General features: G+C 73.4%; 21 protein-coding genes and 1 riboswitch. Of the genes, 16 read left to right on the top strand and 5 right to left on the bottom strand.

What is annotated here, in order from left to right; genetic code table 11:
• The first annotated feature begins 42 nt into the window (after positions 1 to 42).
• Positions 43 to 909 (top strand): exodeoxyribonuclease III, encoded by an 867-nt coding sequence (locus tag U874_RS0104985; RefSeq protein WP_025133447.1) that lies wholly within the window; start codon positions 43 to 45, stop codon positions 907 to 909.
• Positions 910 to 969: 60 nt separating this feature from the next.
• Positions 970 to 1,977, top strand: a complete 1,008-nt coding sequence (trpS, locus tag U874_RS0104980; RefSeq protein WP_025133446.1) for a tryptophan--tRNA ligase — start codon at positions 970 to 972, stop codon at positions 1,975 to 1,977.
• Between the two features lie 58 nt (positions 1,978 to 2,035).
• Here trpS and U874_RS0104975 read toward each other — a convergent pair whose 3' ends face one another.
• Both U874_RS0104975 and U874_RS0104970 read right to left on the bottom strand, forming a co-directional pair.
• The gene (locus tag U874_RS0104975; protein ID WP_025133445.1) at positions 2,036 to 2,947 is read right to left on the bottom strand and encodes a MurR/RpiR family transcriptional regulator; all 912 of its coding nucleotides are present in this window, start codon (positions 2,945 to 2,947) and stop codon (positions 2,036 to 2,038) included.
• Between the two features lie 59 nt (positions 2,948 to 3,006).
• Entirely contained in the window at positions 3,007 to 4,209 is a 1,203-nt protein-coding gene (locus tag U874_RS0104970; protein WP_025133444.1) for a M20 family metallopeptidase, read from the bottom strand.
• 257 nt (positions 4,210 to 4,466) lie between these two features.
• Between U874_RS0104970 and U874_RS0104965 the strand changes: the two genes are divergently transcribed.
• From U874_RS0104965 to U874_RS0104935, 7 genes are all read left to right on the top strand, one after another.
• Entirely contained in the window at positions 4,467 to 5,732 is a 1,266-nt protein-coding gene (locus U874_RS0104965) for a cyanophycinase (RefSeq protein WP_025133443.1), read from the top strand.
• Between the two features lie 9 nt (positions 5,733 to 5,741).
• Positions 5,742 to 7,352 carry an ABC transporter substrate-binding protein gene (locus tag U874_RS14170; protein ID WP_025133442.1) on the top strand — a complete coding sequence of 537 codons (1,611 nt, stop codon included), beginning with the start codon at positions 5,742 to 5,744 and terminating at the stop codon, positions 7,350 to 7,352.
• Positions 7,353 to 7,446: 94 nt separating this feature from the next.
• The gene (locus tag U874_RS0104955) at positions 7,447 to 8,397 is read left to right on the top strand and encodes an ABC transporter permease (protein WP_025133441.1); all 951 of its coding nucleotides are present in this window, start codon (positions 7,447 to 7,449) and stop codon (positions 8,395 to 8,397) included.
• A 4-nt stretch (positions 8,398 to 8,401) separates the two neighbouring features.
• Complete coding sequence (locus tag U874_RS0104950; protein WP_025133440.1) at positions 8,402 to 9,379, top strand: ABC transporter permease; 978 nt, start codon at positions 8,402 to 8,404, stop codon at positions 9,377 to 9,379.
• Entirely contained in the window at positions 9,376 to 11,151 is a 1,776-nt protein-coding gene (locus tag U874_RS0104945) for an ABC transporter ATP-binding protein (RefSeq protein ID WP_025133439.1), read from the top strand. The genes U874_RS0104950 and U874_RS0104945 overlap by 4 nt, the downstream gene beginning before the upstream one ends.
• Complete coding sequence (locus U874_RS0104940) at positions 11,148 to 12,791, top strand: amidohydrolase (protein WP_025133438.1); 1,644 nt, start codon at positions 11,148 to 11,150, stop codon at positions 12,789 to 12,791. The genes U874_RS0104945 and U874_RS0104940 overlap by 4 nt, the downstream gene beginning before the upstream one ends.
• A gap of 5 nt (positions 12,792 to 12,796) precedes the next feature.
• The gene (locus U874_RS0104935; protein WP_025133437.1) at positions 12,797 to 14,344 is read left to right on the top strand and encodes an amidohydrolase; all 1,548 of its coding nucleotides are present in this window, start codon (positions 12,797 to 12,799) and stop codon (positions 14,342 to 14,344) included.
• On the opposite strand, the gene U874_RS0104930 is transcribed toward U874_RS0104935, so the two are convergent.
• Positions 14,325 to 15,419 carry a D-alanine--D-alanine ligase gene (locus tag U874_RS0104930; protein WP_025133436.1) on the bottom strand — a complete coding sequence of 365 codons (1,095 nt, stop codon included), beginning with the start codon at positions 15,417 to 15,419 and terminating at the stop codon, positions 14,325 to 14,327. The two genes, U874_RS0104935 and U874_RS0104930, sit on opposite strands and share 20 nt — an antisense overlap.
• On the bottom strand, positions 15,416 to 16,564 hold the full coding sequence (gene alr / locus U874_RS0104925) for an alanine racemase (protein ID WP_025133435.1): 1,149 nt from the start codon (positions 16,562 to 16,564) through the stop codon (positions 15,416 to 15,418). The genes U874_RS0104930 and alr overlap by 4 nt, the downstream gene beginning before the upstream one ends.
• Positions 16,565 to 16,666: 102 nt before the next feature.
• Between alr and U874_RS0104920 the strand changes: the two genes are divergently transcribed.
• The gene (locus U874_RS0104920) at positions 16,667 to 17,767 is read left to right on the top strand and encodes a glycosyltransferase (RefSeq protein ID WP_025133434.1); all 1,101 of its coding nucleotides are present in this window, start codon (positions 16,667 to 16,669) and stop codon (positions 17,765 to 17,767) included.
• Here the strand turns inward: U874_RS0104920 and U874_RS0104915 are convergent.
• Positions 17,764 to 18,801, bottom strand: coding sequence for an alcohol dehydrogenase catalytic domain-containing protein (locus U874_RS0104915; protein WP_025133433.1), 1,038 nt, complete (start codon positions 18,799 to 18,801; stop codon positions 17,764 to 17,766). The two genes, U874_RS0104920 and U874_RS0104915, sit on opposite strands and share 4 nt — an antisense overlap.
• A gap of 107 nt (positions 18,802 to 18,908) precedes the next feature.
• Here U874_RS0104915 and U874_RS0104910 point away from each other — a divergent pair, with 107 nt between their 5' ends.
• From U874_RS0104910 to ribH, 6 genes are all read left to right on the top strand, one after another.
• Positions 18,909 to 21,086, top strand: a complete 2,178-nt coding sequence (locus U874_RS0104910) for a bifunctional lysylphosphatidylglycerol flippase/synthetase MprF (protein ID WP_025133432.1) — start codon at positions 18,909 to 18,911, stop codon at positions 21,084 to 21,086.
• On the top strand, positions 21,083 to 21,853 hold the full coding sequence (locus tag U874_RS0104905; protein WP_025133431.1) for a DUF1345 domain-containing protein: 771 nt from the start codon (positions 21,083 to 21,085) through the stop codon (positions 21,851 to 21,853). The genes U874_RS0104910 and U874_RS0104905 overlap by 4 nt, the downstream gene beginning before the upstream one ends.
• Before the next feature lie 149 nt (positions 21,854 to 22,002).
• Positions 22,003 to 22,143, top strand: a riboswitch (FMN riboswitch).
• Positions 22,144 to 22,199: 56 nt separating this feature from the next.
• Entirely contained in the window at positions 22,200 to 23,315 is a 1,116-nt protein-coding gene (gene ribD, locus U874_RS0104900) for a bifunctional diaminohydroxyphosphoribosylaminopyrimidine deaminase/5-amino-6-(5-phosphoribosylamino)uracil reductase RibD (RefSeq protein ID WP_025133430.1), read from the top strand.
• Positions 23,315 to 24,001, top strand: a complete 687-nt coding sequence (locus tag U874_RS0104895; RefSeq protein WP_025133429.1) for a riboflavin synthase — start codon at positions 23,315 to 23,317, stop codon at positions 23,999 to 24,001. The genes ribD and U874_RS0104895 overlap by 1 nt, the downstream gene beginning before the upstream one ends.
• Positions 23,998 to 25,281: a bifunctional 3,4-dihydroxy-2-butanone-4-phosphate synthase/GTP cyclohydrolase II gene (locus U874_RS0104890; RefSeq protein ID WP_029987674.1), complete on the top strand. Its 1,284-nt coding sequence runs from the start codon at positions 23,998 to 24,000 to the stop codon at positions 25,279 to 25,281. Before U874_RS0104895 ends, U874_RS0104890 begins: the two co-directional genes overlap by 4 nt.
• Positions 25,282 to 25,323: 42 nt before the next feature.
• Entirely contained in the window at positions 25,324 to 25,845 is a 522-nt protein-coding gene (gene ribH / locus U874_RS0104885; RefSeq protein ID WP_025133427.1) for a 6,7-dimethyl-8-ribityllumazine synthase, read from the top strand.
• Positions 25,846 to 25,930 lie beyond the last annotated feature (85 nt).

Raw genomic sequence — 25,930 nt, 5'->3', positions numbered from 1 at the left:
CCGCGCCCCGCGGTGTCGGTGGCCCCGCGTAGACTAGGGCGCATGGTCGAAACCCTGCGCGTCGCGTCCGTCAACGTCAATGGCATCCGTGCTGCCTACCGCAAGGGCATGGGCGAGTGGCTCGCGAATCGCGACGTCGACGTGCTCGCGCTCCAGGAGGTGCGGGCCGCGGACGAGCATCTCGAGGAGTTCCTCGGGAGCCAGGGCTGGCACTGGCTGCACGACCCCTGCGACATCAAGGGCCGCGCCGGCGTCGCGATCGCGAGCCGCGTCCCGGCGACCGCGCACCGCGTGGGCCTCGGCCCCGCGGATCAGCAGGAGGCGATCCAGTCGTCCGGGCGCTGGCTCGAGGCCGACTTCGATTTCGGCGGCACCCCGCTCACGGTCGTCTCGAATTACACGCACTCGGGCGAGGTCGATACGCCCCGCCAGGAGGCGAAGTGGGCGTTCCTCGACGCGATGGGCGTCCGCATGGATGAGCTGGCCGCCGAGCGCGAGCTCGTCACCATCGTGGGCGACTTCAATGTCGGCCACCGCGAGCTCGACATCAAGAACTGGAAGGGCAACGTCAAGCGCGCCGGCTTCCTGCCGCGCGAGCGCGCCTACTTTGACCGCTTCTTCGGCGAGCGCGGCGCCGCCATCACGGGCGTCGACGGCTCCGAGGGCCCCGGCCACGGCTGGGCCGACGTGGGCCGCCGCTGGGCCGGCGAGGTCGACGGCCCCTACACCTGGTGGTCGAACCGCGGCCAGGCGTTCGACAACGACACGGGCTGGCGCATCGACTACCACGTCGTCACGCCGCAGCTCGCGGAGCGCGTCACCGAGTACACGATCGATCGCGCGGCATCGTACGCCGAGCGCTGGTCGGATCACGCACCCGTCGTCGTCGACTACCGCCTCGGCGCGTAGCACCCCGGCCCCCGCGGCCCCCGCTCTCGTCACCCCCACGTCCAGGGAACCAGGAATCTCATGAACCCCACCCCCAAGCCCGTCCTCTTCTCCGGCATGCAGCCCTCGAGCGACTCGCTGCACCTCGGCAACTACATCGGCGCGCTCAGCCAGTGGACGCAGATGCAGGAGGACTTCGACGCGTTCTTCTGCGTCGTGAACCTCCACGCCATCACCGTGCCGCAGGACCCGAAGGAGCTCGTCGAGCGCACCCGGCGCACGGCCGCCCAGTACATCGCCGCGGGCATCGACCCGGCGAAGTCGACGCTGTTCGTCCAGTCCCACGTGCCGGCGCACGCGGAGCTCGCGTGGGTGCTCAACACCCTCACCGGCTTCGGCGAGGCGAGCCGCATGACCCAGTTCAAGGACAAGTCGCAGCGCTTCGGCGCCGATACGGCGTCGGTGGGCCTCTTCACATACCCGATCCTCATGGCCGCGGACATCCTCCTGTACCAGGCCGCGTCCGTGCCCGTCGGCGAGGATCAGCGCCAGCACGTCGAGCTGACCCGCGACCTGGCTGCGCGCTTCAACCACCGCTTCGGCGAGACGTTCGTGGTGCCGGAGGCGCAGATCCAGAAGGAGACCGCGAAGATCTACGACCTCCAGGATCCGACCGCCAAGATGTCGAAGTCGGCGGAGACCGAGGCGGGGCTCATCAAGGTCCTCGATCCGGCGAACGTGACGAAGAAGAAGATCATGCGCGCCGTCACCGATGCCGACGGCGAGATCCGCTTCGACCGCCAGGCGAAGCCAGGCGTCGCGAACCTCCTCACCATCTACTCGGTGCTGAGCGGCGAGCCGATCTCCGCCGTCGAGGCCGAGTACTCGGGCCGCGGCTACGGCGATCTCAAGAAGGGGCTCGTCGACGTCGTCGAGGCCGGCCTGGGCCCCGTGCGCGAGCGCACCGAGGAGCTGCTCGCCGATCCGGCCGAGCTCGACCGCCTGCTCGCGGGCGCCGCCGAGCGCGCGGGCGAGGTCGCCGACCGCACGCTGTCCGCCGTCTACGAGCGCATCGGCCTGCTGCGCTGAGTCACGCGCACGTCGAGTGGCGCCCGGGACGTTCTCGTCCCGGGCGCCACTGCCGGTTCTAGAGCAGGTCGAGCTCCTGCGCAGTCCGCTCGATGCCCTCCATGCGCTCACGCGCGGGCGCTCCGATGCGGGTGAGCGTCGCCTCGAACAGCGACTCGATGAGCGCCATCACCGGCACGACCGAGTCGAAAGGCCCGCGCTCCGATGCCACGCTCGTCAGCACGGTGTCGGCGTCGCTCGCGCAGGGAGACACCCACTTGTCGGTGACGAGCACGACGGTCGCCCTGTGCGCCTTGGCGTGCTGCACAAGGTGGCGGGTCTCGCTCTCGTAGCGGCGGAAGTCGAAGGCGACGAGCACGTCCTTCGCGTCGAAGCCGACCACCGCGGCGGCGCGCACGCTCGCCATCTGCGGCACCATGTGCACCGCGCCGCGTAGCTGCTGGAGGCTCGCGGCGAAGTACTCGGCGAGGAACATGCTGTAGCGCCCGCCGACGAGCCAGATGCGACGCTTCGGATCGGCGAGCGCCTGCACCGTCGTCGAGAAGTCATGCTCGGAGAGCCCGCCGAAGGTGGCCCGGAGGTTCCCCACGGCCGGCTCGGCGAGCGCCGCGAGATCGTCCGGGTGCGGGGGCCGCTGGTCGGCGTTCGTCCGCGCGTACAGCGCCGCGGGCGAGGCGCTGCGCTGCTCCAGCTCCTCGCGAAGCGCGCGCTGGAAGTCCGGGAAGCCGGCGTAGCCGAGTTTGGTGGTGAAGCGCACGACCGTGGCGCCGCTCACCCCCGCGATCTCCGCGAGGCCGGCGACGCTCTCGAAGCCCGCGGCGGGGTAGGCGGCGAGGAGCGCCCGGGCGACCTTCCGCTCCCCCGGGGTGCACTCGCCGAGGCGCTCGCGGATGCGCGCGGCGGGAGAGTCACCCTCGGCGGGCGTCTCGCCCGGGGCGGCAGCGGGCCGGGGGCCGGGCTGATCCGTCATCCTCCGCACTTCCCTCCGCGTTCCTGGCTGTCCCGGAAACCCTACCGAGCCGAGCGGGATCAAACAATCTCCGATGCGGCGCCGAGGTCGGCGATCAGCGCCGCGAGCAGCGCGATCCGCTGCGGCACCGAGGCCAGGTCGAGCCACTCGGTCTCCGAGTGGTCGCCGCCGCCGACCGGGCCGAGGCCGTCGAGGGTCGGCACCCCGCGCGCGGCGATGCGGTTCGCGTCCGAGACGCCGCCCGTGCGCGCAAGCCCCGGGGCAAGGCCCAGCTCGCCCGCGATCGCGACGGCCCGCGCGGCGAGCGCCGCCCCGGCGGGGCTCTCCTCCATGGGCGGGCAGTGCTCGATGCTCGCGATCTCGACGCTCGTCCCCGCGGTCTCGGGGGCGGCGACGCGGGCGCGGATCCGCGCGAGCGTCGCGTCGAGATCGGCGGCTGCGGTGGCGCGGACCTCGACGTGCAGCGAGGCGTGATCCGGCACGATGTTCAGCCGCTCACCGGCGCGCAGCACGCCGACGTTCACTGTCACCCCGGCGCGGGGGTCGGCGAGGCCCTGGAGGAACAGCGTGAGGTGCGCGGCCTCGACCCCGGCGTGGGCGCCGCGCTCCGGCTCGATCCCCGAGTGGGCGGCCTTGCCCCGCACGATCACCTCGAGGTCCGCGACGCCCTTCCGCGCGGTCACGAGGTCCCCGTTCTCGCGGGCGCACTCCATGCACAGCGCGACGTCCGCGCCCGCGCTCGCCGCGCGCAGCACGCCCGCGCCGAAGGGCGAGCCGACCTCCTCGTCGGGCGTGAACACGAGCACGAGCTCTCCGTAGGTCTCGGCGTCGTGCGCGCTGAGGTGCGCGGCAGCGTGGAGGCTCGCGATCACGCCCGCCTTGTCGTCGGTGACGCCAGGGCCGCGCCCGTGCCCCCGCTCGTCGATGCGGAAGGGGCGGGCCGCGGCGTCGCCCTCCGCGAAGACCGTGTCCATGTGGGCGAAGAGCACGATGCGCTTCGCGCCGGTCCCGCGCCGCGTCGCCACGAGCGCGTCGCCCCAGGCCCCGCTCGGGTCGACGTGGCGGACGACGGCGAAGCCGAGCGCGTCGAGCCGCTGCTCCACCCAGTCGGCCACCCGGTTCACCCCGGCGGGGTCGTGCGAGCCGGAGTCGATCCCCACGAGCGCGGCGAGGTCTCGCTCGTACGCCGGCTGGGCGGCGAGCGCGGCGTCGGCGAAGCGTGCGGCGAGCGCGGCGGGAAGCTCACGTGCGGAGGTGTTCATTGCAGATCTCGTTCCAAGTGCCGGGGGTGAGCCCCGGTCCGGGCGGTGCGCGCGGGGCGGGGCGTGAGGGAGCTGGGCCTGGGCGATGCTCCCCCGACTCGGCTCAACGATGAGGCGCTGCGGGGGACGTTCACCGGCACGAGAACACTATCCCGAAATCACGAATTTATGAAATGAATGTTGCAGTTCTTGCAGCAAGAGGGAATTTATGAAATGATTTCGATCACTTCATCGACGAGGCCTCGGAAAGGGAAACCGTGAACGCGCACGCTCCATCTGGTCCACGCACGGATCCCGCATTCTCTCCCGGAGCCGACGCCTCCCGCCCCGCGGGCACCCTCGTCCTGATCGGCGGCGCGCTTGACGAGAGCGCCGAGATCCTGTCCCGCATCGTCGCGCTCGCCGACGCCCGCCGCGCGAGCGGCGCCCCGCGCATCGCGATCCTCACGACGGCCTCCGCGCCCGCGCCGTCGGCTGCGGCCGCGGCGGATCCCGGCCTCGAGAACGACGCGGCCGACGGGCAGTACTACGTCGAGCTCTTCGCGCGCCACGGCGCGATCGGGCTGCCGATCCCGGTCGGGGCGAGCGCTGCGCCGCCCTATCCCGGGGCCGAGTACCACGCGGCCCGCGCGGACGATCCCGCGGTCGCCGAGCTCGTGCGGAGCGCCGACGGCATCTTCCTGGGCGGCGGCGATCAGAACCACTACGTGCGCGCACTCTTCCGCGGCACAGACCCCGCGACCGGTGCGCGTTCCGAGACGGCCGTGCTCACGGCCCTCCGCGAGGTACTCGACCGCGGCGGCGTCGTCGCAGGCACGAGCGCGGGCCTCGCGGTGCAGCAGGGCGCGCACATGGTGAGCGGCGGCGCCGACATCCACACGGCGTGGGTGCACGGCGCGGCCCCCGGGTCGGAGCGCGACATCGGCGGCGTCGAGGCGCTGAGCTACGACCCGCTCGGCGGGCTCGGGCTCTTCCCCGAGGCCCTCCTCGACTCGCACTTCTCCGAGTGGGGCCGCCCGGCCCGCGCGATCCGTCTTACCCGCGACACGGATCGGCGGCGCTGCATCGGCGTCGACGAGCACACGGCGTTCGTCTACGACCGCGCGAGCCGGGTCGCCGAGGTCGTGGGCCTCCGCGGGGTCTCCTTCATCGACCTCGACGGCGCCGAGGGCCGCGGCGACTCCGTGCTCGGCACACGCTGGAGCTACCTCGTCCCGGGAGACCGGCACGACTTCGCGACCGGTGTCACGCTGCGCGGTGAGCGCACGGCCGAGCTCAGCCTGGCCGGAACGGCGCTGACCGCGGCGACTGACATCTGGGCCGACGACGGCAGCCGGCCGCTCCTCGCGCTGGCCCAGCGTCTCCTCGCGTCCTCCGACAGCACGGCGCGCGGTGAGAGCGCGGGCGACCGCGCCCCGCGCTATCGCACCTCGCTGCACCGGGACGAGCGCACGACGGCGCTGCCGACCGGCGGCTTCGCCGAGCTCATCATCTCCATCACTCCCACCCATCCGACTCACTAGGAGCCATCAATGTCCACTCCAGCACCCTCTCCACGCCGCGCACGCGCACTGCGCCGCGTGGGCAGCGCGACCGCGGCCTTCGCGGTGGGCGCGCTCGTGCTCGCCGGCTGCGCTTCGGGCGATTCCGGCGGCGGAGACGAGGCGAAGAACATCGTCAACCTCGTCACCCCGGCGCAGCCCGAAAGCCTCGACCCCCAGATCTCGACCGACTCGATCATGGGCGAGATCACCGGCCCGATCTTCGAGACCCTCGTCACCGCCGACGCGGATCTCCAGGTGCAGCCGATGCTCGCGGAGTCCTACGAGGTCAGCGACGACGCGCTCGAGTACACCTTCCACCTCCGCGAGGGCGTGAAGTTCCAGGACGGCAGCGAGCTCGACGCCGACGACGTGGTCGCGTCGATGAACCGCTGGACGCGCGTGTCCGTCGCGGCTCAGGAGGCGTTCGCCGGCTCCGAGTGGACGAAGGTCGACGACACCACCGTGAAGCTCACGGTCACCTCGCCGAGCTTCCTCCACCTGCTCTACCTCTCGCAGGTCTCCACGGCCTACCCGGCGATCCTCCCGACCGAGGTGCTCGACAAGGTCGGCGACGGCCCGATCGAGGCGGTCGAGGACATCATCGGCACCGGCCCGTACCAGCTCACCGAGTGGGACGCCGACCAGAAGATCGTCATCGCGAAGTGGGACGACTACCAGCCGGTCGACGCCCCGTCGAGCGGCCGCGCGGGAGCGAAGGAGGCGAGTCTCTCCGAGGTCGTCTTCAACTTCGTCCCCGACGCATCGACCCGCACCCTCGGCCTCCAGTCGGGCCAGTACGACGCGACGACGGAGCTCCCCTTCGACAGCCTCGACCAGTTCGCGGACGACGAGAACCTCACGCTCGACACCTACATGGTCGGCCCGATCAACCTCGTCTACAGCGACGACGCGTCGAGCCCGTTCTCGAAGGTCGAGAACCGCCAGGCCATCAACACGGGCCTCGATCGGGATCCGATCATGCTCGCGGCGGTCGGCTCGGAGGAGCTGTACGACCTCGTGCACCACAACATGACCCTCGGCCAGCAGGCGATCTGGGACACCGAGGTCGGCAAGGCCGACTTCAACCGCGCCGACGTCGACGCGGCGAAGCGGATGCTCGCGGAGGGCGGCTACACGGGCGAGCCCGTCACCGTCCTCGCGAACAAGGACTACTCCGAGGCCTACAACTCCGCCGTCGTGGTGGTCGAGCAGCTCAAGGGCATGGGCGTCGACGCGACGCTCGACGCCTACGAGTGGGGCGCGTTCAGCGAGAAGTACCGCGAGCGCCGCGACGAGTGGGACCTCGTGGTCTTCCCCTTCGGCACGGAGCTCGACCCGACGCAGACGATCGGCTTCCTCCCGACCCGCGCGGGCTACTTCGACGGCCCCGAGCTGCAGCAGCTGCTCGCCGACTTCCGCGGTGCCCCGACGCAGGCCGAGGCCAGCGCGCTCTTCAGCGAGATGCAGCAGTGGATCGAGGACACCCGTCCCATGAGCCGCATCGGCGACGCCCACAACGTATACGCAGCCAACAAGGACCTGGAGCTCGCCTGGTTCGACGGCCACTTCACGTGGTGGAACGCGCACTGGAAGAACTAACGGAGCGGCACCCCCGCTCTCGTGTGGCCGCGCCCGTCCGGGCGCGGCCACACGCACCCCCACACCCCACCTCGACACCGAATCCGGAACACCGATGCTTCGATTCATTCTCCGCAGGCTCCTGAGCCTCATCCCCGTGCTGTTCGTGGTGTCGGTGGTGATCTTCTCCCTGATCCACCTCACGCCGGGCGATCCCGCACGGCGCATCCTCGGCGAGAAGGCCTCCGACGAGCAGGTCGCCGCGCTGCACGCCACCATGGGCCTCGATCAGCCCATCGTGATGCAGTACCTGAAGTGGGTCGGCGGCGTCTTCACCGGCGACCTCGGGGACTCCTACTTCCTCCGCAAGAGCGTGGTCGAGGCGATCAGCGACAACGCGGTCCCCACGATCCAGCTCGCGCTCATCGCGATCATCGTCGCGATCCTGCTCTCGGTCCCCTTCGGCACGATCGCCGCGCGCTACCGGGGCGGCCGCTTCGACAAGATGGTCACCGGCTTCACGCTGCTCGGCATGACCGTCCCGAGCTTCGTGCTCGCGATCGGCATGATGCTGCTCTTCGGGCTGACGCTCCGCTGGCTCCCCATCTCCGGGTACGTGAACCCGTTCGAGGACTTCGGCGACGGGGTGAAAACGCTCCTCATGCCGGGCATCGCCCTCGGCGCGATCACGGCGGCGCTCATCACTCGAACCACGCGCGCGGCCGTGCTCGACGTGCTGAACGCCGACTACATCGACGCCGCCCGCTCGCGGGGCGTCACCGAGGGCCGTCTGCTCTTCGGCCACACGCTGAAGAACGCGAGCCTGCCGATCCTCACGATCGTCGGCCTCTCGCTCGGCGGTCTCGTCACGGGCGCGGCCGTCACCGAGACGATCTTCAACATCCCCGGGCTCGGGCAACTGCTCGTCACCTCGATCTCGCGGCGCGACTACCCGGTGATCCAGGGCGTCATCCTGTTCATCACCCTCATCTACCTGCTCACCAACCTGCTCATCGACCTGCTGTACGGCATCGTCGACCCGCGGGTGCGCGTCGGAAAGGCCTGAGCACATGACCGCAACCAGCCCGCAGAACTCCCCGGCCCCCAGCACCACGGTGCTGTCGATGCAGCCGGAGCAGCCCCGGAACACCCTGTGGCATCGCGCGCTCGCTAACACGGGCTTCATGATGGGGCTCCTCATCATCCTCGCGATCTTCGTGATCTCGTACGTGCTCCCGCCACTCCTGCACCTCGACCCCTACGCCGTCGACCCCGCCAACCGCCTCGCGAAGCCCTCGGCCGAATTCATCTTCGGCACCGACAACTTCGGGCGCGACCTCTTCGCCCGCATCATCTCGGGCGCGTCGACGTCGCTGCTCGTCGGCTTCGTCGTCGCCCTCGTGAGCGGCGTGATCGGCACGCTGATCGGAATCCTCGCCGTCTTCAACCCCGTCCTCGACGCGATCCTCATGCGCATCTGCGACGGCCTCATGGCGATCCCCGCGATCCTGCTCGCCGTCGCGCTCGCCGCGGCGCTCGGCCCCAGCGTGACCAACCTCGTGATCGCGCTCGCGATCGTCTACACGCCGGGCATCGCGCGCCTCGTGCGGGCGCGCGCACTGGCCGTGAGCTCGGAGACCTTCGTCACCGCCAGCACCATGCAGGGCGGCGGGATGTTCCACATCATGCTCCGCCACATCCTGCCGAACGTCATGTCCGTGCTCGTCGTCCAGGCCACCTTCACCTTCGCGGAGTCCGTCATCACGGAGGCGGCGATGAGCTTCCTCGGCGCGGGCGTCCCCGCGCCGCACGCGAGCTGGGGCAACATCCTCTACGACGGCAAGTCGGTCATCATGCAGGCGCCCCAGATGATCCTCATCACGGCCGGGTTCCTCGTGATCACCGTCCTCGCGCTCAACCTCATCGGCGATGGGCTGCGCGACCTCGTCGACCAGCGCTCGCGCGCCGCGCTCGGACGGCCCGGGATCTTCGCCCGCATGGTCTCCGTGTTCGCGCCGGGACGCATGAAGAAGGAGTTCCAGGCATGACCGCCTCGACCGCACCCACCGCCCAGCCCTCGGCGAGCGCCGCCGCGCTTCCGCTCGAGATCGACCGGCTGACCCTCAACATCGACACCCCGCACGGCACGGTCCACGCGGTGAACGACGTGTCGCTCACCGTCGAGCCGGGCGAGATCCTCGCCATCGTGGGCGAGTCGGGATCCGGCAAGACGCTCACCGCGCGCGCAGTGCTCGGCCTGTTCCCGCCGCACACGCGGCGCTCCGGCGTCGTCATGCTGTCGGGCACGGACGTGCTGGGCGCCTCCGACACCGAGCTCCGCGAGCTGCGCGGCAACCGCGCGGCCATGATCTTCCAGGAGCCGTCCACCGCGCTGAACCCCGTGTTCACCGTCGGCTGGCAGCTCGAGGAGGGCCTCCGCGCGCACGGCATGACGGATCGCGCCGAGCGGCGCGCACGCGCCGTCGAGATGCTCCGCGCGGTCGGCATCCCCGAGCCCGAGCAGCGCATGCACCACTACCCGCACCAGTTCTCGGGCGGGCAGAAGCAGCGCATCATCATCGCGATGGCGCTCGCCCTCCGCCCGCGGGTCATCATCGCCGACGAGCCGACCACTGCCCTCGACGTCACCGTGCAGGCCGAGATCCTCGACCTGCTCCGCGAGTGCCGCGACCAGTTCGGGGCGTCGATCGTCCTCATCACGCACAACATGGGCGTGGTGGCCGATCTCGCCGACCGCGTCGCCGTGATGTACCGCGGCGACCTCGTCGAGGAGGCCCCGGTGGCCGAGCTCTTCGCCCGGCCCCGCGAGGAGTACACGAAGCAGTTGCTCGCCGCGGTGCCCCGCCTGGGCGCGGGCGGACGCCTGACCGAGGCGGCCGCGGACGCGGATCCCACGACGCGCACCGAGACTGCGACGCCCGCCGAGAGTGCGGCCGCCGCCGAGGCGGGAACGCCCGCGGTGACGCTCTCCGGCGTCGACGTCGTCTACACGAGCGGCTTCGGCACCCACCCCGTGCGCGCGGTGCGCGGCGTCGATCTGGAGATCGCGCGCGGCGAGGTGCTCGGGCTCGTCGGCGAGTCCGGCTCAGGCAAGTCCACCATCGGCCGCGCGATCGGCGGGCTCGAGACCGTCGGCGCGGGCTCGCTCCAGGTCTTCGGGGCCGAGCTCACCCGGCTGAAGCGCCGCGAGCTGCGCCAGCTGCGCCGCCGGATCGGCTTCGTGTTCCAGGATCCCGCGGCGTCGTTCAACTCGTTCATGACGGTGGAGCAGTGCATCACCGAGCCGATGCGCATCCACCGGGTCGGCGGCGGGAAGCGGGAGCAGCGCGCCCGCGCGATCGAGCTCCTCGACGCCGTCGAGCTGCCGGCCTCCTACGCCGATCGGCACCCGTTCGAGCTCTCGGGCGGCCAGCGCCAGCGCGTGGGCCTCGCACGCGCCCTCGCGCTGAACCCCGAGCTCGTGATCGCCGACGAGCCGACGAGCGCGCTCGACGTCTCGGTGCAGGCGAAGGTGCTCGAGATCTTCTCGGGCCTGCAGCGGGAGCTCGGCTTCGCCTCCCTCTTCATCTCGCACGATCTCGCGGTGGTGGAGCTGCTCGCGCACCGCGTCGGCGTGCTCCGGCAGGGCGAGCTCGTGGAGATCGGCCCGACGGAGCGCGTGCTCCACGCGCCGCAGCACGCGTACACGCAGCGCCTCATCGCCGCCGTCCCCGTGCCCGATCCGGCGGTGCAGCGCCAGCGCCGCGCCGCGAGCGCCGACGCCGCCCACCCCATCTTGCTGAGCGAGGAGCCCGCATGACCGCGACCGACACCCCGATCCGCGCCGACCTCGTCCTCCTCGGCGGGCGGGTCCGCACGGGGCTCGGGGCCGCCGCCGACCGCCCCGAGCTGCAGGCCGTCGCGGTGAGCGGCCGCCGCATCGCCGCGGTGGGCACCCGCGTCGATGCCGCCGAGTGGGACACGACGGACGCCGCCGTGATCGAGCTCGGCGAGGCCACCATCACGGCGGGCTTCGTCGACGCGCACGTGCATCCCCTCTCGGGGGCGGAGTCGCGCCACCGCGCGCTCCTCCTCCACGACTGCGAGAGCGTGGCAGAGGTCGCCGAGCGCATCGCCGCCTTCGCCGCGGAGCTCGGTCCCGACGAGTGGATCCGGGGCTTCGGTCTGTCCTTCGACCTGTTCGTCGGCGAGGAGATCACGAACGCCCCGTTCGCCGACGCGTTCGGCGGCCGCCCGGGCTACCTCCTGCTCTTCGACGGGCACTCCGTGATCGCGAGCCCGCGCGCGCTCGAACTCGCGGGCATCGACGGCCCGCGCGACTTCGGCAACAACTCGTCGATCGAGTGCGACGCCGCCGGCGTTCCGACCGGCTACCTCATCGAGTCGGACGCGGAGCTCCTCGTCACCGAGCTGTACCCCCGCATGCCGTTCGCCGAGCGGGTGATCGCGGTGCGCGACAAGCTCGCCGAGTTTGCGGCGAGCGGCTACACCTCGCTGCACCAGATGAACATGGAGGCGGGCGACATCGAGGTGCTCCGCGCTCTCGAGGACACGGGCGAGCTGCCCGTCCGCGTGCGCGTGTCCCCCCTCTGGCGCGCCACCGAGCCGTGGGCCGAGACCCTGCGGCGCATGATCGACCTCCAGGGCACGGGCGGGCGCCGCTGGCGGATCGAGGGCGTGAAGTTCATGCTCGACGGCAGCATCGACAACGGCTCAGCCTGGCTCTTCGAGGCGGACACCCGCGGCGGCGGGCTCGAGCCGTACTGGGTGCCGAGCGAGCGATTCACGCGCACCATCCACGCGCTCGCGGAGAGCGGCGTGCCGACCGCGACGCACGCGATCGGCGACCGGGCGGTCGAGTTCGTGCTCGACGCCGTCGCCTCGCTGCCCGCGCACGCACGCGGCGTGACCCACCGGATCGAGCACATCGAGACGATCCCGGACCGCCTCGTGCCCCGCTTCGCCGAGCTCGGCGTGCCCGCCAGCATGCAGCCGATCCACGCATTCGCGCAGCGCCCGGACGGCTGCGACATGTGGACGACGCTCCTCGGCCGCGGCTCGGAGCGCGCCGCGCACGGCTGGCGGATCGCCGATCTCGACGCCGCGGGGGCCACCGTCGCCCTCGGCTCCGACTGGCCCGTCGAGGAGTTCGACGCGCGGCGGGTGTTCGCCGCCAACGTGACGCGCCGCAGGCACGGCTCGGATCGGCCCGCCGTCGACGCGCACCAGGCGCTCTCCCCCGAGCGCACGCTCGTCGCGATCACCCGGGGCCCGTGGGCCGCGATCGACCGCCCGCAGGACGGCGTCGTCGCCGCGGGCGCGGTCGCCGACCTCGCCGTGTTCCGGGAGGATCCGCTGAGCGCCCCACCCGAGCGATTCGCCGAGTCGGAGGTGCTGCTCACGGTGGTGAACGGCACGGTCGCCCACCGGGTACCGTAGCGAGCATGATCTCGCAGCTCCGCTCCGTCCGCCTGCTCGGGCAGGACGCCCCCGTCGACATCACGCTCGCAGCGGGCCGCATCGCGCGGATCACCCCGGCCGGGGCCGCGCCCCGGCTGCCCGGTGGGATCGACGGCGAGGGCCGCTTCCTCACCTCGGGCCTGTGGGACGAGCACGTGCACTTCGGGCAGTGGGCGCAGCAGTCGAGCCGCTTCGACCTCGGCGCGGCGGAGTCCGCCGCCGCGGCGCTCGAGCTGCTCGCGGCGGGGCTCCGCGCGGACGAGGCCGAGCCCGGCACGCACCCCGGCGCGGAATTCGTCGCGGTGCGCGCCCGGGCCGGCGCGTGGACCGCGGGCATCACGCGGGACGCGCTCGACGCGCTCGCGGGCCCCCGCCCGCTCGTGGTGATCAGCGCGGACCTGCACGGCATCTGGCTGAACTCGGCGGCGCTCGCCGCGCGCGGACTGCCCGTGACGGGCGACGGGCACATCGTCGAGGACGAGTGCTTCGCGCTCCTCCGGGAGATCGACTCGCTCGCGCCCGCCGCGCTCGACGCACTCGTCGCCCGCGCGGGCCGCGCCGCCGCCGCGCGCGGCGTCGTCGGCATCGTCGACCTCGAGATGCGCTGGTGCATCGACGACTGGCTGCGCCGCGAGGCTGCGGGCTTCGACCTGCTGCGCGTCGAGGCGGGCATCTACCCGAATCAGCTCGACCGCGCGATCGACGCGGGCTACCGCTCGGGCGACGCGCTCGGCACCGCGGGCAGGCTCTCGGTCGGCCCGCTCAAGATGATCACCGACGGCTCGCTCGGCACGGGCACCGCCTGGTGCTGCGATCCGTACCCGGACGGCGGGCACGGGCGCTCCCTCGTCGCCGCGGACGAGCTGCTCGCGCTGATGCGGCGGGCGACAGCGGCGGGCCTCGACCTCACCCTGCACGCGATCGGCGACCGGGCGGTGGCGCAGGTGCTCGACGCGTACGCGGCGCTCGGCCGGGGCGGCCGGATGGAGCACGCGCAGCTGCTGCGCACGGCGGACATCGCCCGCTTCGCCGAGCTCGGGATCACGGCGAGCGTGCAGCCCGAGCACCTCGTCGACGACCGCGAGGCGACCGAGCTGCAGTGGCCGGGCCGCGCCGGGCGCACGTTCCCCCTCGCCTCGCTGCACGCGACGGGCGCGCAACTCGTGTTCGGCTCGGACGCGCCCGTCGCCCCGCTCGACCCCTGGCGCTGGATCCAGGCCGCCGTGACGCGCGCGCGGCCCGGCGAGCCGTCGTGGACGCCCGAGGAACGGCTCCCCGCGGCCGTCGCGCTCGCGGCATCCATGCGGGGCGCCCTGCGGCCCGCCGCCGGGGAGCTCGCAGATCTCGTCCTGCTCGACCGCGACCCGCTGCGCACGGATCCCGAGCGGCTGTCCGAGACCGCGGTCGCTGCGACCCTCGTGGGCGGGGTGCTCACGCACCGAACGCCGGAGCTCGGCGCTCCGGAGTTCGGCGCCTCGGAGTTCGGCGCCCCGGAGCCGGGCGCGCCCGAACTCAGCGCCCCGGCGCGCTGATCGGCGCCGCCACACCGATCAGCGCCGCCGCGATCAGCTCTGCGACGAGGCTCGCGTAGTCGAGCCCGACGGCGGCGTACATGCGCGGCACCTGCGACTGCTCCGTCATGCCGGGCGCCGTGTTCACCTCGTTCAGCACGAGCCCCTCCCGCGTCAGGAAGAAATCGAAGCGGGCCACCCCACGGCAGCCGAGCACCTCGTAGAGCTGCACGGCGGCCTGCTGGATCGCGGCCTCCTCGCGCTCGTCGAGCGGCGCGGGCACGACGAACTCGGCGCTGCCGTCGTACTTCTCCGCCCGGTCGAACACCCCGCCAGGCACCACCTCGATCTCGAGCGTCGCGCCCAGCCGGAGCGCGCCCGCGCAGTCGCGGAACACGGCGATGTCGATCTCGCGGCCGCGCACGTACTGCTCCACGAGCACGGGCTCGCCGAAGCCCCGCGCGAGCTCGACCGCCTCGGCGAGCCCGGCGCGCTCCGGCACGACGAACACCCCGTTGCTCGAACCGCCGCACGCGGGCTTCACCACGAGGGGCGGCACGAGGTCCGCGACCGAGCCCGCGGCGCCCTGGGCAGGGGCCAGCGCGCCGGGCGCGGTGCGGATCCCGAGCGAGGCGGCGAGCTGCTTCGTGGCCTGCTTGTCCATCGCGAGGGCGCCCGCGCGCACGGGCGATCCGGCGTCGGGCACCCCGCAGAGCCGCAGGAATCCCGCTGCGGTGCCGTCCTCCCCGTCGGTGCCATGGAGCGCGGGAACGGCGGCATCGCACGCGGTGAGCTGCCGCACCACCTCGTGGGCGGGAAGCGGGCTCCCCGCAGCGTCGCGCCAGGAGCCGTCGCGGGCGATCGTGAGCGGCACGGCGGTGAGGCCGAGCTCCCCCACCGCGCCCGCGATCGCGGCCGCGGACGCGAGCGAGACCGTGTGCTCGTCGCTCGTGCCGCCGCCGATCACGGCGATGCGGGCCGGTTGCGGCCGGGTGCGCCCGGCGCGGGGGCGGCGCAGCGGGGCGGGAATCGGCTCGGCGACGAGTGCGGGGGTCTCAGGGGTATCAGGGGCTTCAGGGGTCTCGGGGTGGCTCATGTGCGGGGTCCTCCTGCGGTCTGCGCCCGGGGCGCGGTGTCGTGGCTGCGATGGATGCGCGCGGCGCGGCTGCCGAGGCGCGTGACGATCTCGTGCTCGATGGTGCGCGACCACGCGGCCCACTCGGCCACGGTCGGCTCGCCCGCGTCGCCCGGCCCGAAGAGCGTGACGGGCTCGGCGGGGGAAAGCGCCTCGTCCCCCGTGTCGACGACGATCATGTCCATCGAGAACCTGCCGACGATGGGCCGGCGGCGACCGCGCACGAGCACCTCGGCTCGCCCGGAGGCCTCGCGCGGCAGCCCGTCGCCGTAGCCGATCGGGAGGAGCGCGAGGTGGGTGCGCCGCTCGGCGACGAAGTCGAGCCCGTAGCCCACCCCCGTGCCGGGGGCGACCTCGCGCACGGACACGACGCGGGAGCGGAGCGTGAGCGCGGGCCGCAGCGACGAGGTGCTGCGCGAGGGATCGATCCCGAACAGGCCGGCGCCGATCCGGTGCACGTCGAAGCCGGGCACCGCGCCCGTGAGCGTGGCCGCGGTCGCGGCGAGGTGCCGGGTGCGCGGGGTGAGGCCGCGCCGGCCCGCGGTGCGCACGGCGCTCTCGAAGACGAGCCGCTCGCGGGTGTTCTGCGGGTGCGCGGGCTCGTCGGCGCAGGACAGGTGCCCCATGATCCCCACGACGCGGAGCCCGCCGAGCGCCTCGAACTCGCGGGCGAGGCGGCAGAGCGCAGCCCACTCCCGGGGCGGGCAGCCGTCGCGCGACATGCCGAGGTCGGCGTGGAGGTGCACGCGGGCGGGGATCCCGAGCTCGCGCGCCGCACGCCCGATCGCGAGCAGGTGCTCGGCGCTCGGCACGGCGAGCTCGACGTCGGCACGGAGCGCGGCGGCGAAGTCGGCCTCCGGCGTGTTGAGCCAGCTCAGCACGGGCGCCGCGATCCCCGCGTCGCGGAGCGCGAGCGCCTCGGGGATCGCGGCGACGCCGATCGACGCGGCTCCCGCGTCGAGCACGGATCGCGCGATCGCGCCGTGGCCGAACGCGTCCGCTTTGAGCACGGCCATGACGCGGCCGCCCGTGAGGCGCGCGAAGGCGGCCGTGTTCGCGCGGATCGCCGCGTCGTGCACGATGAGTTCGGAGCCGGAGGGGTGCATGCGCCCCAGCTTCCCGGGACGCGTGTTGCCACCCCGTATGGCGATTCCGATACGCGGACGATATGCGGCGGCCGGTCAGCTTCGCGCTCGTATGCTGCCCGGATGACGACCTATCTGCTCGCAGGCGGCGGTACCGCCGGGCACGTGAACCCGCTCCTCGCGACGGCCGATCGGCTCCGCGGGACCGTGCCGGACGCCCGGATCATCGTGCTCGGCACGGCGGAGGGGCTCGAGGCGCGGCTCGTGCCCGAGCGGGGCTACACGCTCGAAACGATCCCGCGGGTGCCGTTCCCCCGGCGGCCGAACGGCGCGGCGCTCCGCTTCCCCGCCCGGTTCGCGCGCGCCGTCGCGGATGCCCGCGCCCTCATCCGGGAGCGCGGCGTCGACGTCGTCGTCGGCTTCGGCGGTTACGCGGCCATGCCCGCCTACGTGGCCGCGCAGCGCGCGGGCGTTCCTGTCGTGGTGCACGAGGCGAACGCCCGGCCGGGGCTCGCGAACCGGTGGGGCGCGCGCCGCGCCGCCGCGGTCGGCACGGTGTTCGCCGAGACCCGGCTGCGCGGGGCCGAGGTCGTCGGGATGCCGCTGCGCGCCGAGATCGAGCGGCTCGACCGGGCCGAGGCGCGCGAGCGCGCGGCCCGGCACTTCGGGCTCGATCCCGAGCGGCCGGTGCTCCTCGTCTTCGGCGGCTCAGCGGGGGCCCGCCGCATCAACGACGCGCTCGTGGCGGCCTGGCCCGAGGTGCTCGCCGCCGGGTGGCAGCTGCTGCACGCGACGGGCGGGGCGCGGGCCGACGAGGTGGACCCCGCGGGCTCGCCCGACCGGGTGGTCGTGCCGTACCTCGATCGCATGGACCTCGCGTACGCCCTCGCGGATCTCGCACTCTGCCGCTCCGGCTCGGCGACCGTGAGCGAGCTCAGCGCGCTCGGGATCCCCGCCGTCTACGTGCCGTACGCCGTGGGCAACGGGGAGCAGGAGCTCAACGCCCGGGGCGTCGTCGCCGCCGGTGGCGCGCGCCTCATCGCGGACCGCGCGTTCACGCCCGCCGCGGTGTCGGCGCAGGTGATCCCCCTGCTCGCGGACACGGCCGAGCGCGCCCGGATGGCCGCGGCGGCCGAGCGCTGCGGCAGCCGCGACGGCACCGACCGGCTGCTCGCGCTCGTGGCGCGGGCGCGAGCAGCCGGTCGGAGCGGCGGACCCCGCTAGGGGACGAGCACCGCCCGGCCGGGAACGCGCCCGTGGTGCAGGTCATCGAAGGCCTGCACGGCGTCGTCGAGCGCGTACCGCACCACCTCGACGCCGATCTTGCCCGCCTCCGCGAGCGCCACGACCTGGCGCATGTCCGAGCGGGTGCCGCCGTAGGCGCGCTCGATGTTCACGCCCCACGGCAGGCTGCTCGTGCCCGCCGTGTAGGTGAAGCTGCCGCCGCCGAGCCCCACGAAGCGGATGGCTCCGCCGCCGCGGACGACCGCGAGCGCGAGATCGACCGTGGGCTGCACCCCGACGAAGTCGAACACGACGTCGGCGCCGATCCCGCCCGTCTCGGCGAGGATGCGCGCGGCCGCATCGCCGTCGCTCGGGAGGGCGAGATCGGCCCCGTGCGCCTCGGCGAACGCGAGCTTCGCGGGGTCGGTGTCGAGCGCGATGATGCGGGCGCCCGTGGTCGCGGCGAGGATCTGCAGCGCCATGTGCCCGAGCCCGCCCAGCCCGATCGTCACGATCGTGGCGTCGCCCGTGAGGCGGTCGCGCACGGTGTTGATCGCGTGCATCGGCGTGAGCGCCGCGTCCGCGAGCGGGGCGGCCGCGACGGGGTCGAGCTCCCCGATCGGGTCGAGGTGGTGCGCGCGCACCGCGATGTAGTCGGCCATGCCGCCCGGGCTGCCAATGCCCGGGGAGAGCGGCGCGAGCCCGCCGCGCGGCGCGACGACCTCGCACTGGTTGTCGCGCCCGGCCAGGCACTCGCGGCACTGGCCGCACGAGAGGATGAGTGCGACGATGGCCCGCTGCCCCACCTCCCAGCCCGTGACGTTCGCGCCGAGCTGCTCGACCGTGCCGGCGACCTCGTGCCCGAGCGTGCCGCCCACGAGCGGGTTGTCGTCGCCGAGCCCGATGATCGTGAGATCAGAGTGGCACACGCCGGCGCCGCCGACGCGGAGCAGCACCTGATCCGGCGCGATCTCCGGAACGGGCTTCTCCCGCACCTCGACGGTGTTGTTCTTGACGTAGGTGACTGCGCGCATCGGTTCTCCATCCTGCGGCCACGGAAGGCCGCGACACGTGGGGCGTCGGAACGGCGTCCTCGCCCCCAGGCTACTGCGGCCGGGGCAGAGAACTCTAGACTGTGTCCATGACCGACGACGCCGTCCCCGCCCCGGCCGCCGCGCCCGCGCCGGAGGCCTCCCCGCGCGCGCTCCCCCCGTTCCTCGCCGGGCTGCGCCGCCTGCCCGTCACGATCGCATTCGTCGTCGCGCTCATCGCCGTCGGGGCCGCAACGGGCACGCTGCTCAGCCCCGCGGCCGACGCCCCCTGGTACGGGCAGGTCGCCACCGGCATCCCCGCGTTCGCGGAGGGGCGCTGGTGGACGCTCGCGACCTCTCCGTTCTTCGTCGACCACCCGCTCGTGTACCTCACGCTGCTCCCCCTCGTCGTCGGGGGCCTCGGCTGGGCCGAGTGGCGCTTCGGCGGGCTCCGCACGATCGGGCTCTTCGCCGCCGGCCACGTCGTCGGCGTGCTCGGCGCCGCGGGGCTACTGCTGCTCGTCGCGCAGACCGGCTGGCCCTGGGCGGAGCAGCTCACGCAGCACTCCGACGTCGGCCCCTCGTGCGGCGCGCTCGCCGCGCTCGTCTTCGCGATCGCCACGCTCCCGGCACCGTGGCGCCTGCGCGCGCGCATCGCGGTCGTGATCTGGGTCGGCATCTCGCTCCTCTACCTCGGGCAGCTCCACGACGTCGAGCACGCGGTCGCGATGGTCGCCGCACTCGCCGTGAGCGGCTGGCTGCCGGTCTTCCGGCGCCCGGCCGGCCGGCCGAGCGAGCGCGAGTGGCGCCTCATCGCGTTCTCGGGGCTCATCGCGATCGGCGTGATCCAGGTGATCGACCTCGTCGTGCCGTACGACGGCCCGCTCGGCCAGAACCAGCCCGTCGCCTCCTTCATCGACGTGGCGCTCGACGTGATCGTGATCGCCCTCATCGCGAACGGGGTGCGCCAGGGCGTGCGGCTCGCGTGGATCTGCGCGATCGTGCTCGCGGCGTTCAACATCGCGACCGCGGCGCTCGGCTTCGGCGCGCTGAAGCTCCTCGAGGCGCTCGACGTGATCGGGTCTGCAGGCGACTACCTCGGCGCGCTCATCGCCCCCGCCGCGCTCTGGGCCCTCTTCCTCGTCGTGATCATCGCGGGCCGGGGCGCGTTCCGCGTGCCGCTGCGGCGCTCGCGGCGGACGCTCGCGGCCGAGCACCTGTCGACCGCGCAGGCGCGCGAGCGGCTCGCGCGCTTCGGCGGCGGCACCATCTCGTGGATGACCACGTGGCGCGGCAACCGGCACGTCGCCGCGGGCTCCGGGGCGATCACGTTCCAGCCCCACGCCGGCGTGGCGATCATGCTGGGCGACCCGATCGTCGCCGCGGGCGAGGAGGGCGCCGCGTTCGCGGAGTTCGAGCGGATCGCGCAGCGCGCGGGCCTCGTGCCCTGCGCCTTCTCGGCGAGCGAAGTGGGCGAGCGCGCGAAGCCCGCGGGGTGGCGCTCGGTGGTGATCGCCGAGGACACGATCGTGGATCTGCCCGGGCTCGCGTTCACAGGCAAGTCGTGGGGGGCCGTGCGCACCGCGATCAACCGCGCGAACCGGGAGGGCATCTCCTTCCGCATGGTGCGGCTCGCCGACGAGCCCTGGAGCGTGCTCGCCCAGGTCCGCGCGATCTCGGAGCAGTGGACCGGGGACAAGGGCCTGCCCGAGATGCGCTTCACGCTCGGCACGGTCGACGAGGCGCTGGATCCGGCCGTCGCCGTCGGCATCGCGGTCGACGCCGACGGCAGCCTGCACGGCATCACATCGTGGCTCCCGGTGCACGGCCCGGCCGACCCGGAGACGGGCGAACCGCGCGTCATCGGCTGGACCCTCGATCTCATGCGGCGGCGCGACGGCGGCTTCGGCCCGGTGATGGAGTTCCTGATCGCCTCCGCCGCGCAGCACTTCTCCGAGGCGGGCTTCGCGTTCCTCTCGCTCTCGGGCGCACCGCTCGTGCGCCCGTCCGAGGTCGCCGCTGGCCCCGTGGATCAGGTGCTCGACCAGGTGGGCGCGCTCATCGAGCCGCTCTACGGCTTCACGTCGCTGCACCGCTTCAAGCAGAAGTTCAATCCGCGCTCGGCTCCGCTGTACCTCCTGTTCCGCGATGAGGGGGACCTTCCCCGCATCGGGATCGCGCTCACGCGCGCCTACCTGCCCGACGCGTCGCTGCGCGACCTCCTCGCGTCGACGACGGCGGCGAAACCGGCGCAGCCCGCACGCGCGGGCGGGGCGGGGGCGAAATGACCGCGGATCCGACGCGGGAGCCCGGCGCCGAGGCGGCCCGGCCCGCCGGGGCTCCCCACGCCGCCGATCCCGCGCGCTCGCTCGCCCGCACGCTCGGCACCGCGATCAGCGTGGGCGGCGAGATCGTGGGCATCGCGGTGCAGCTTGTGCTCATCTGGCTCGGCGGCATCCTCCTCTGGGGACCCGACGACGGCTTCATGCTCCTGCCCATGGTCGCGTGGTGCGCCCTCGCGACGATCTACCTCGCCTCGACAGTGCTCGCGCTCAACCTGCTCGTGCGCTTCGGCGATCCGAACCCCGCGGCGACCCGGGTGCTCGTCGGCCATCCGCTCACGCGCGCGCTGTCGACGCTCATCTCGCTCGGCGCCAGCGGCGTGGGCCTCAGCGTGGCGATCGAGCTCATCACGAGCATCGGGCAGGACCTCCACGACCCCGCGGGCGAGTTCACCGCCGTGTGGGCGATGCTCCTCGCCTGGGCCATGTTCAACTGGGGGTACGCGCGGATCTACTTCTCGCGCTACCACCGCTCGGCGACCCCGCCGCTCGAGTTCCCGAGCACCCCCGATCCGCGGCTCGTCGACTTCGTCTACCTCGCCTTCACGAACGCGACGACCTTCGCGGTCTCCGATGTGAAGGTCGTCGACTCCCGGATGCGGTGGACGATCGTGTGGCACACCACGCTCGCGTTCTTCTTCAACGCCCTCATCATCGGCCTCACGATGAACGTGATCGCGAACGGCCGGCTCTTCGCCGAGCTGTTCAGCTGAGCGCTCCCGCGCAGCGCACGGCCGTGCGCCCGCGCAGGGCCGTGCAACAGCGCGGGGCCCCCGCGTCTTCCCGCACGCGGCGCAGTTCCGCCACCGGCGGACAGCGCCCCTCCGCACTGGTCACGCACCGCCCCGCGGGGTACCATGGGTCCGTGTTCCGGGGTCGGTGTGATTCCGAACCGGCGGTGACAGTCCGCGAGCTCCACTCCGTGGGGTTGACTCGGTGCAATTCCGAGACCGACGGTGATGGACGGGGAGACCCGTTCGAGTCCGGATGAGAGGAACGCGCAGTCGCGGCGACCCCGCGACCCCGCGCGCACCCGGATCGCAGGAAGTAGCGGACGGGATGCTGGAGCAGGAGCTCATCGAGGCGGGGATGCGCCGCGCACTCGCGATCGCCCTCCGCGGCCCGGCCGCGGACGAGAACCCCCGCGTCGGCTGCGTACTGCTGAGCCCCGAGGGCCGCATCGTCGCCGAGGGCTGGCACCGCGGCGCGGGCACTCCGCACGCCGAGGTCGACGCGCTCGCGCAGCTCCCCGCCGAGTGGCGCGGCCGCATGGGCGAGCTCACCGCCGTCGTGACCCTCGAGCCCTGCAATCACACGGGCCGCACGGGACCCTGCGCGGTCGCGCTCGCCGAGGCGGGCATCGGCGCGGTCGCCTACGCGCTCGGCGATCCGGGCCAGGCCTCCGCGGGCGGCAGCGCCACGCTCCGCGCCGCGGGCGCCGAGGTGCGCAGCGGGATCCTCGCGGGCGAGGCACGCGTGCTGCTCGCCGACTGGCTCGCGCGGCAGGGCGCGGCGGGGACGGCGGATCCCGCCGGCGCAGCCGCCGCGCCGCTCCCCCGCCCCCGCGTGACCGTGAAGTGGGCGCAGACGCTCGACGGCCGCGGCGCCGCGAGCGACGGCACGAGCCAGTGGATCACGGGCGTCGACGCGCGCGGCGACGTGCACCGCAGGCGCGCCGAGGCCGACGCGATCCTCGTCGGCACGGGAACGCTCCTCGCCGACGATCCGGCGCTCACCGCGCGCGCCGAGACCGGCGGGCTGCTGGTCCCTGCGGCCGAGCAGCCCGTGCCGATCGTGCTCGGCCACCGCGAGATCCCCGCGACGGCGCGCGTGCGCCGGCACCCCGCGCTCGCGGCTCGCGGCCTCGACGCGCCGCTCCAGATCCCGGGCGACGACCTCGCCGCCGAACTGGCGGAGCTCCACGCCAGCGGGATCCGCCACATCTTCGTCGAGGGCGGCCCGCACGTCGAGAGCGCCCTCATCGCCGCGGGCCTCGTCGACGAGGTGCTCGTCTACATCGCGCCCGCGCTGCTCGGGGGCCCGCGCACCGCGCTCGGCGATCTCGGGATCGCGTCGATGCCCGGCATCGCGCGGCTCCGGATCACCCACCTCGCGCAACTCGGCGCCGATCTGCTCGTCAAGGCCGTCATCCAGCCGGCCGGGGAAGGAAACTGATGTTCACAGGACTCATCGAGGAGATCGGGGAGATCGTCGCGGTCGATCCCGTCGACGACTCGCTCCGGCTCACGATCGCCGGCCCGCTCGTCACGAGCGACGCCGAGCACGGCGCGTCGATCGCCGTGTCCGGCGTGTGCCTGACCGTGATCGAGCAGGGCGCGACGGCCGACGGCCGCGGCACCTTCACCGCCGACGTGATGGCGCAGTCCATCCGCATGTCGACGCTCGGCGAACTCCGCCCGGGCAGCCGCGTGAACCTCGAGCGCGCCGTGCGCGTCGACACCCGGCTCGGCGGGCACATCGTGCAGGGGCACGTCGACGGCACGGCCGAGCTCCGCTCCACGACCCCCGCCGAGGCCTGGCGGGTCCTGCGCTTCGGCCTCTCCCCCGAGCTCGCTCCGCTCCTCGTGGACAAGGGCTCCGTCACGCTCTCGGGCGTCTCGCTCACCGTCTCCGCGATCTCAGACCCCGCGGAGCGCGATGCCTGGTTCGAGGTGTCGCTCATCCCCGAGACGCTCGCGGCGACCACGCTCGGCGGGCTCGTGCCCGGCGACCGCGTGAACGTCGAGACCGACATCCTCGCGCGCCACGTCGCGCGCATGCTGCGCCTGGGCGTCGTGCCCGCCGCACATCAGACCGCCGCGGCCGCAGCCGCCACGACCACCGAAGGATCCCACGCATGAGCATCACCGACTCCGCAGCGCCCCGCACGCCCGGCATCGCCCGCATCGAGGACGCGATCGCGGCGATCGCGGCCGGCCGTCCCGTGATCGTCGCGGACAACGAGAACCGCGAGAACGAGGGCGACGTCATCATCTCGGCCGAGCTCGCGAGCCAGGAGTGGATCGCCTGGACCGTGCGCTGGTCCTCCGGGCTCCTCTGCGCGCCCATGACGAACGCCGTCGCCGACCAGCTCGACCTGCCCATGATGGTGGAGCGGAACGAGGACGTGCGCGGCACCGCGTACACCGTGACCGTGGACGCCGCGCACGGCATCACGACGGGCATCAGCGCGAGCGATCGCATGACCACGCTGAAGGCCCTCGCGAACGTCGACGCGGTTCCCGGTGACGTGCGCCGCCCCGGCCACATCCTGCCGCTGCGCGCCGTCGACGGCGGCGTGCGCGCCCGCGACGGCCACACCGAGGCCGCCGTGGAGCTCATGCAGCTCGCGGGGCTCCGCCCGGTCGCGGCGATCGCCGAGATCGTCGCCGAGGACGGCGAGATGATGCGCCTGCCCGGCCTCATCGAGCTTGGCGCGCGCGAGGGGGTGCTCGTCATCACGATCGAGCAGCTCATCGCCTACCTGAACGAGCACGATCCGGAGGGCGCGCCGGCCGGCGCCACCCGCAACCGTAGCGTGAGCCTCCGCGCCAACACGCTGCTGCCGACGGAGCGCGGCGACTTCCGCGCGCTCGCGTACCGCGACCGGCGCGCGGGCATCGACCACATCGCCCTCGTCGCGGCGACGCCCGAGGGCGCCATGCCGAGCGGGGAGGCGCTCGTGCGCGTCCACTCGGAGTGCATCACGGGCGAGGCCTTCGGCTCGCTGAAGTGCGAGTGCGGGCCGCAGCTCGACGCGGCGCTCGACCGGATCCACGAGCGCGGCGGCGTCGTCATCTACCTGCGCGGCCACGAGGGCCGCGGCATCGGCCTCGCGAACAAGCTGCGCGCCTACCAGCTGCAGGAGCAGGGCGTCGACACCCTCGACGCGAACCTGCAGCTCGGGCTCCCCGCCGACAACCGCGACTACACGGCTGCCGCCGAGATCCTCGCCGACCTCGGCATCGATCGCGTGCGCCTGCTCACGAACAACCCGGACAAGGTGGCGCAGCTCGAGGAGCACGGCATCGACGTCGTCGAGCGGGTGCCGCTCGTGGTCGGCGTGACCGAGCAGAACGTCGGCTACCTGAACGCGAAGCGCGACCGCATGGGCCACCAGCTGCCCGAGCAGGTCGGCTGAGCCGCACACCCCCGATCACCCCCACCGGAAGGAACCGAACCCATGAGCGGAGCGGGAGCCCCCAATCTCACCGTCGATGCGAGCGGCCTGCGCGTCGCCGTCATCGCAGGCAGCTGGCACGAGGAGATCATGTCCTCCCTCGTCTCGGGCGCAGCGGACACGCTCGACGCCGCGGGCGCGGAGCACAGCGTCTTCCGCGTGGCCGGCGCGTTCGAGCTGCCGCTGGCGGCGCAGATCGCACTCGCGCCCGTCGCAGAGGGCGGCGGCGGCTTCGACGCCGCCGTGTGCCTCGGCGTGATCATCCGCGGCGGCACGCCGCACTTTGACTACGTCTGCAACGCCGTGACCGACGGGCTCACCCGCGTGCAGCTCGACGCGGGCCGCCCCGTCGGCTTCGGCGTGCTGACGACCGACACGGAGCAGCAGGCGCTCGACCGCTCGGGCCGCCCCGGCGCCCCCGAGTCGAAGGGCCAGGAGGCCGCCGAGGCCGCCCTCCATCTCGCGATCACCGCGCGGCGCATCCGCGAGGAGGGCCCCACCCTCCGGCTCGTCCCCGAGGGGTAGCCCGCAGGGCGGCCCCGAGAGACCGGACCCGCACCGCGGGACCGCGCGGCTGGGCGGCGACCGACCACGGTCGCCGCCCAGCCGC

It is taken from the genome of Leucobacter sp. PH1c (genome assembly GCF_000633415.1).
In the GTDB taxonomy this organism is placed as follows: domain Bacteria; phylum Actinomycetota; class Actinomycetes; order Actinomycetales; family Microbacteriaceae; genus Leucobacter.
The sequence above is the reverse complement of the archived record's forward strand: the minus strand, read 5'-3'. Positions and strand labels throughout refer to the sequence as shown.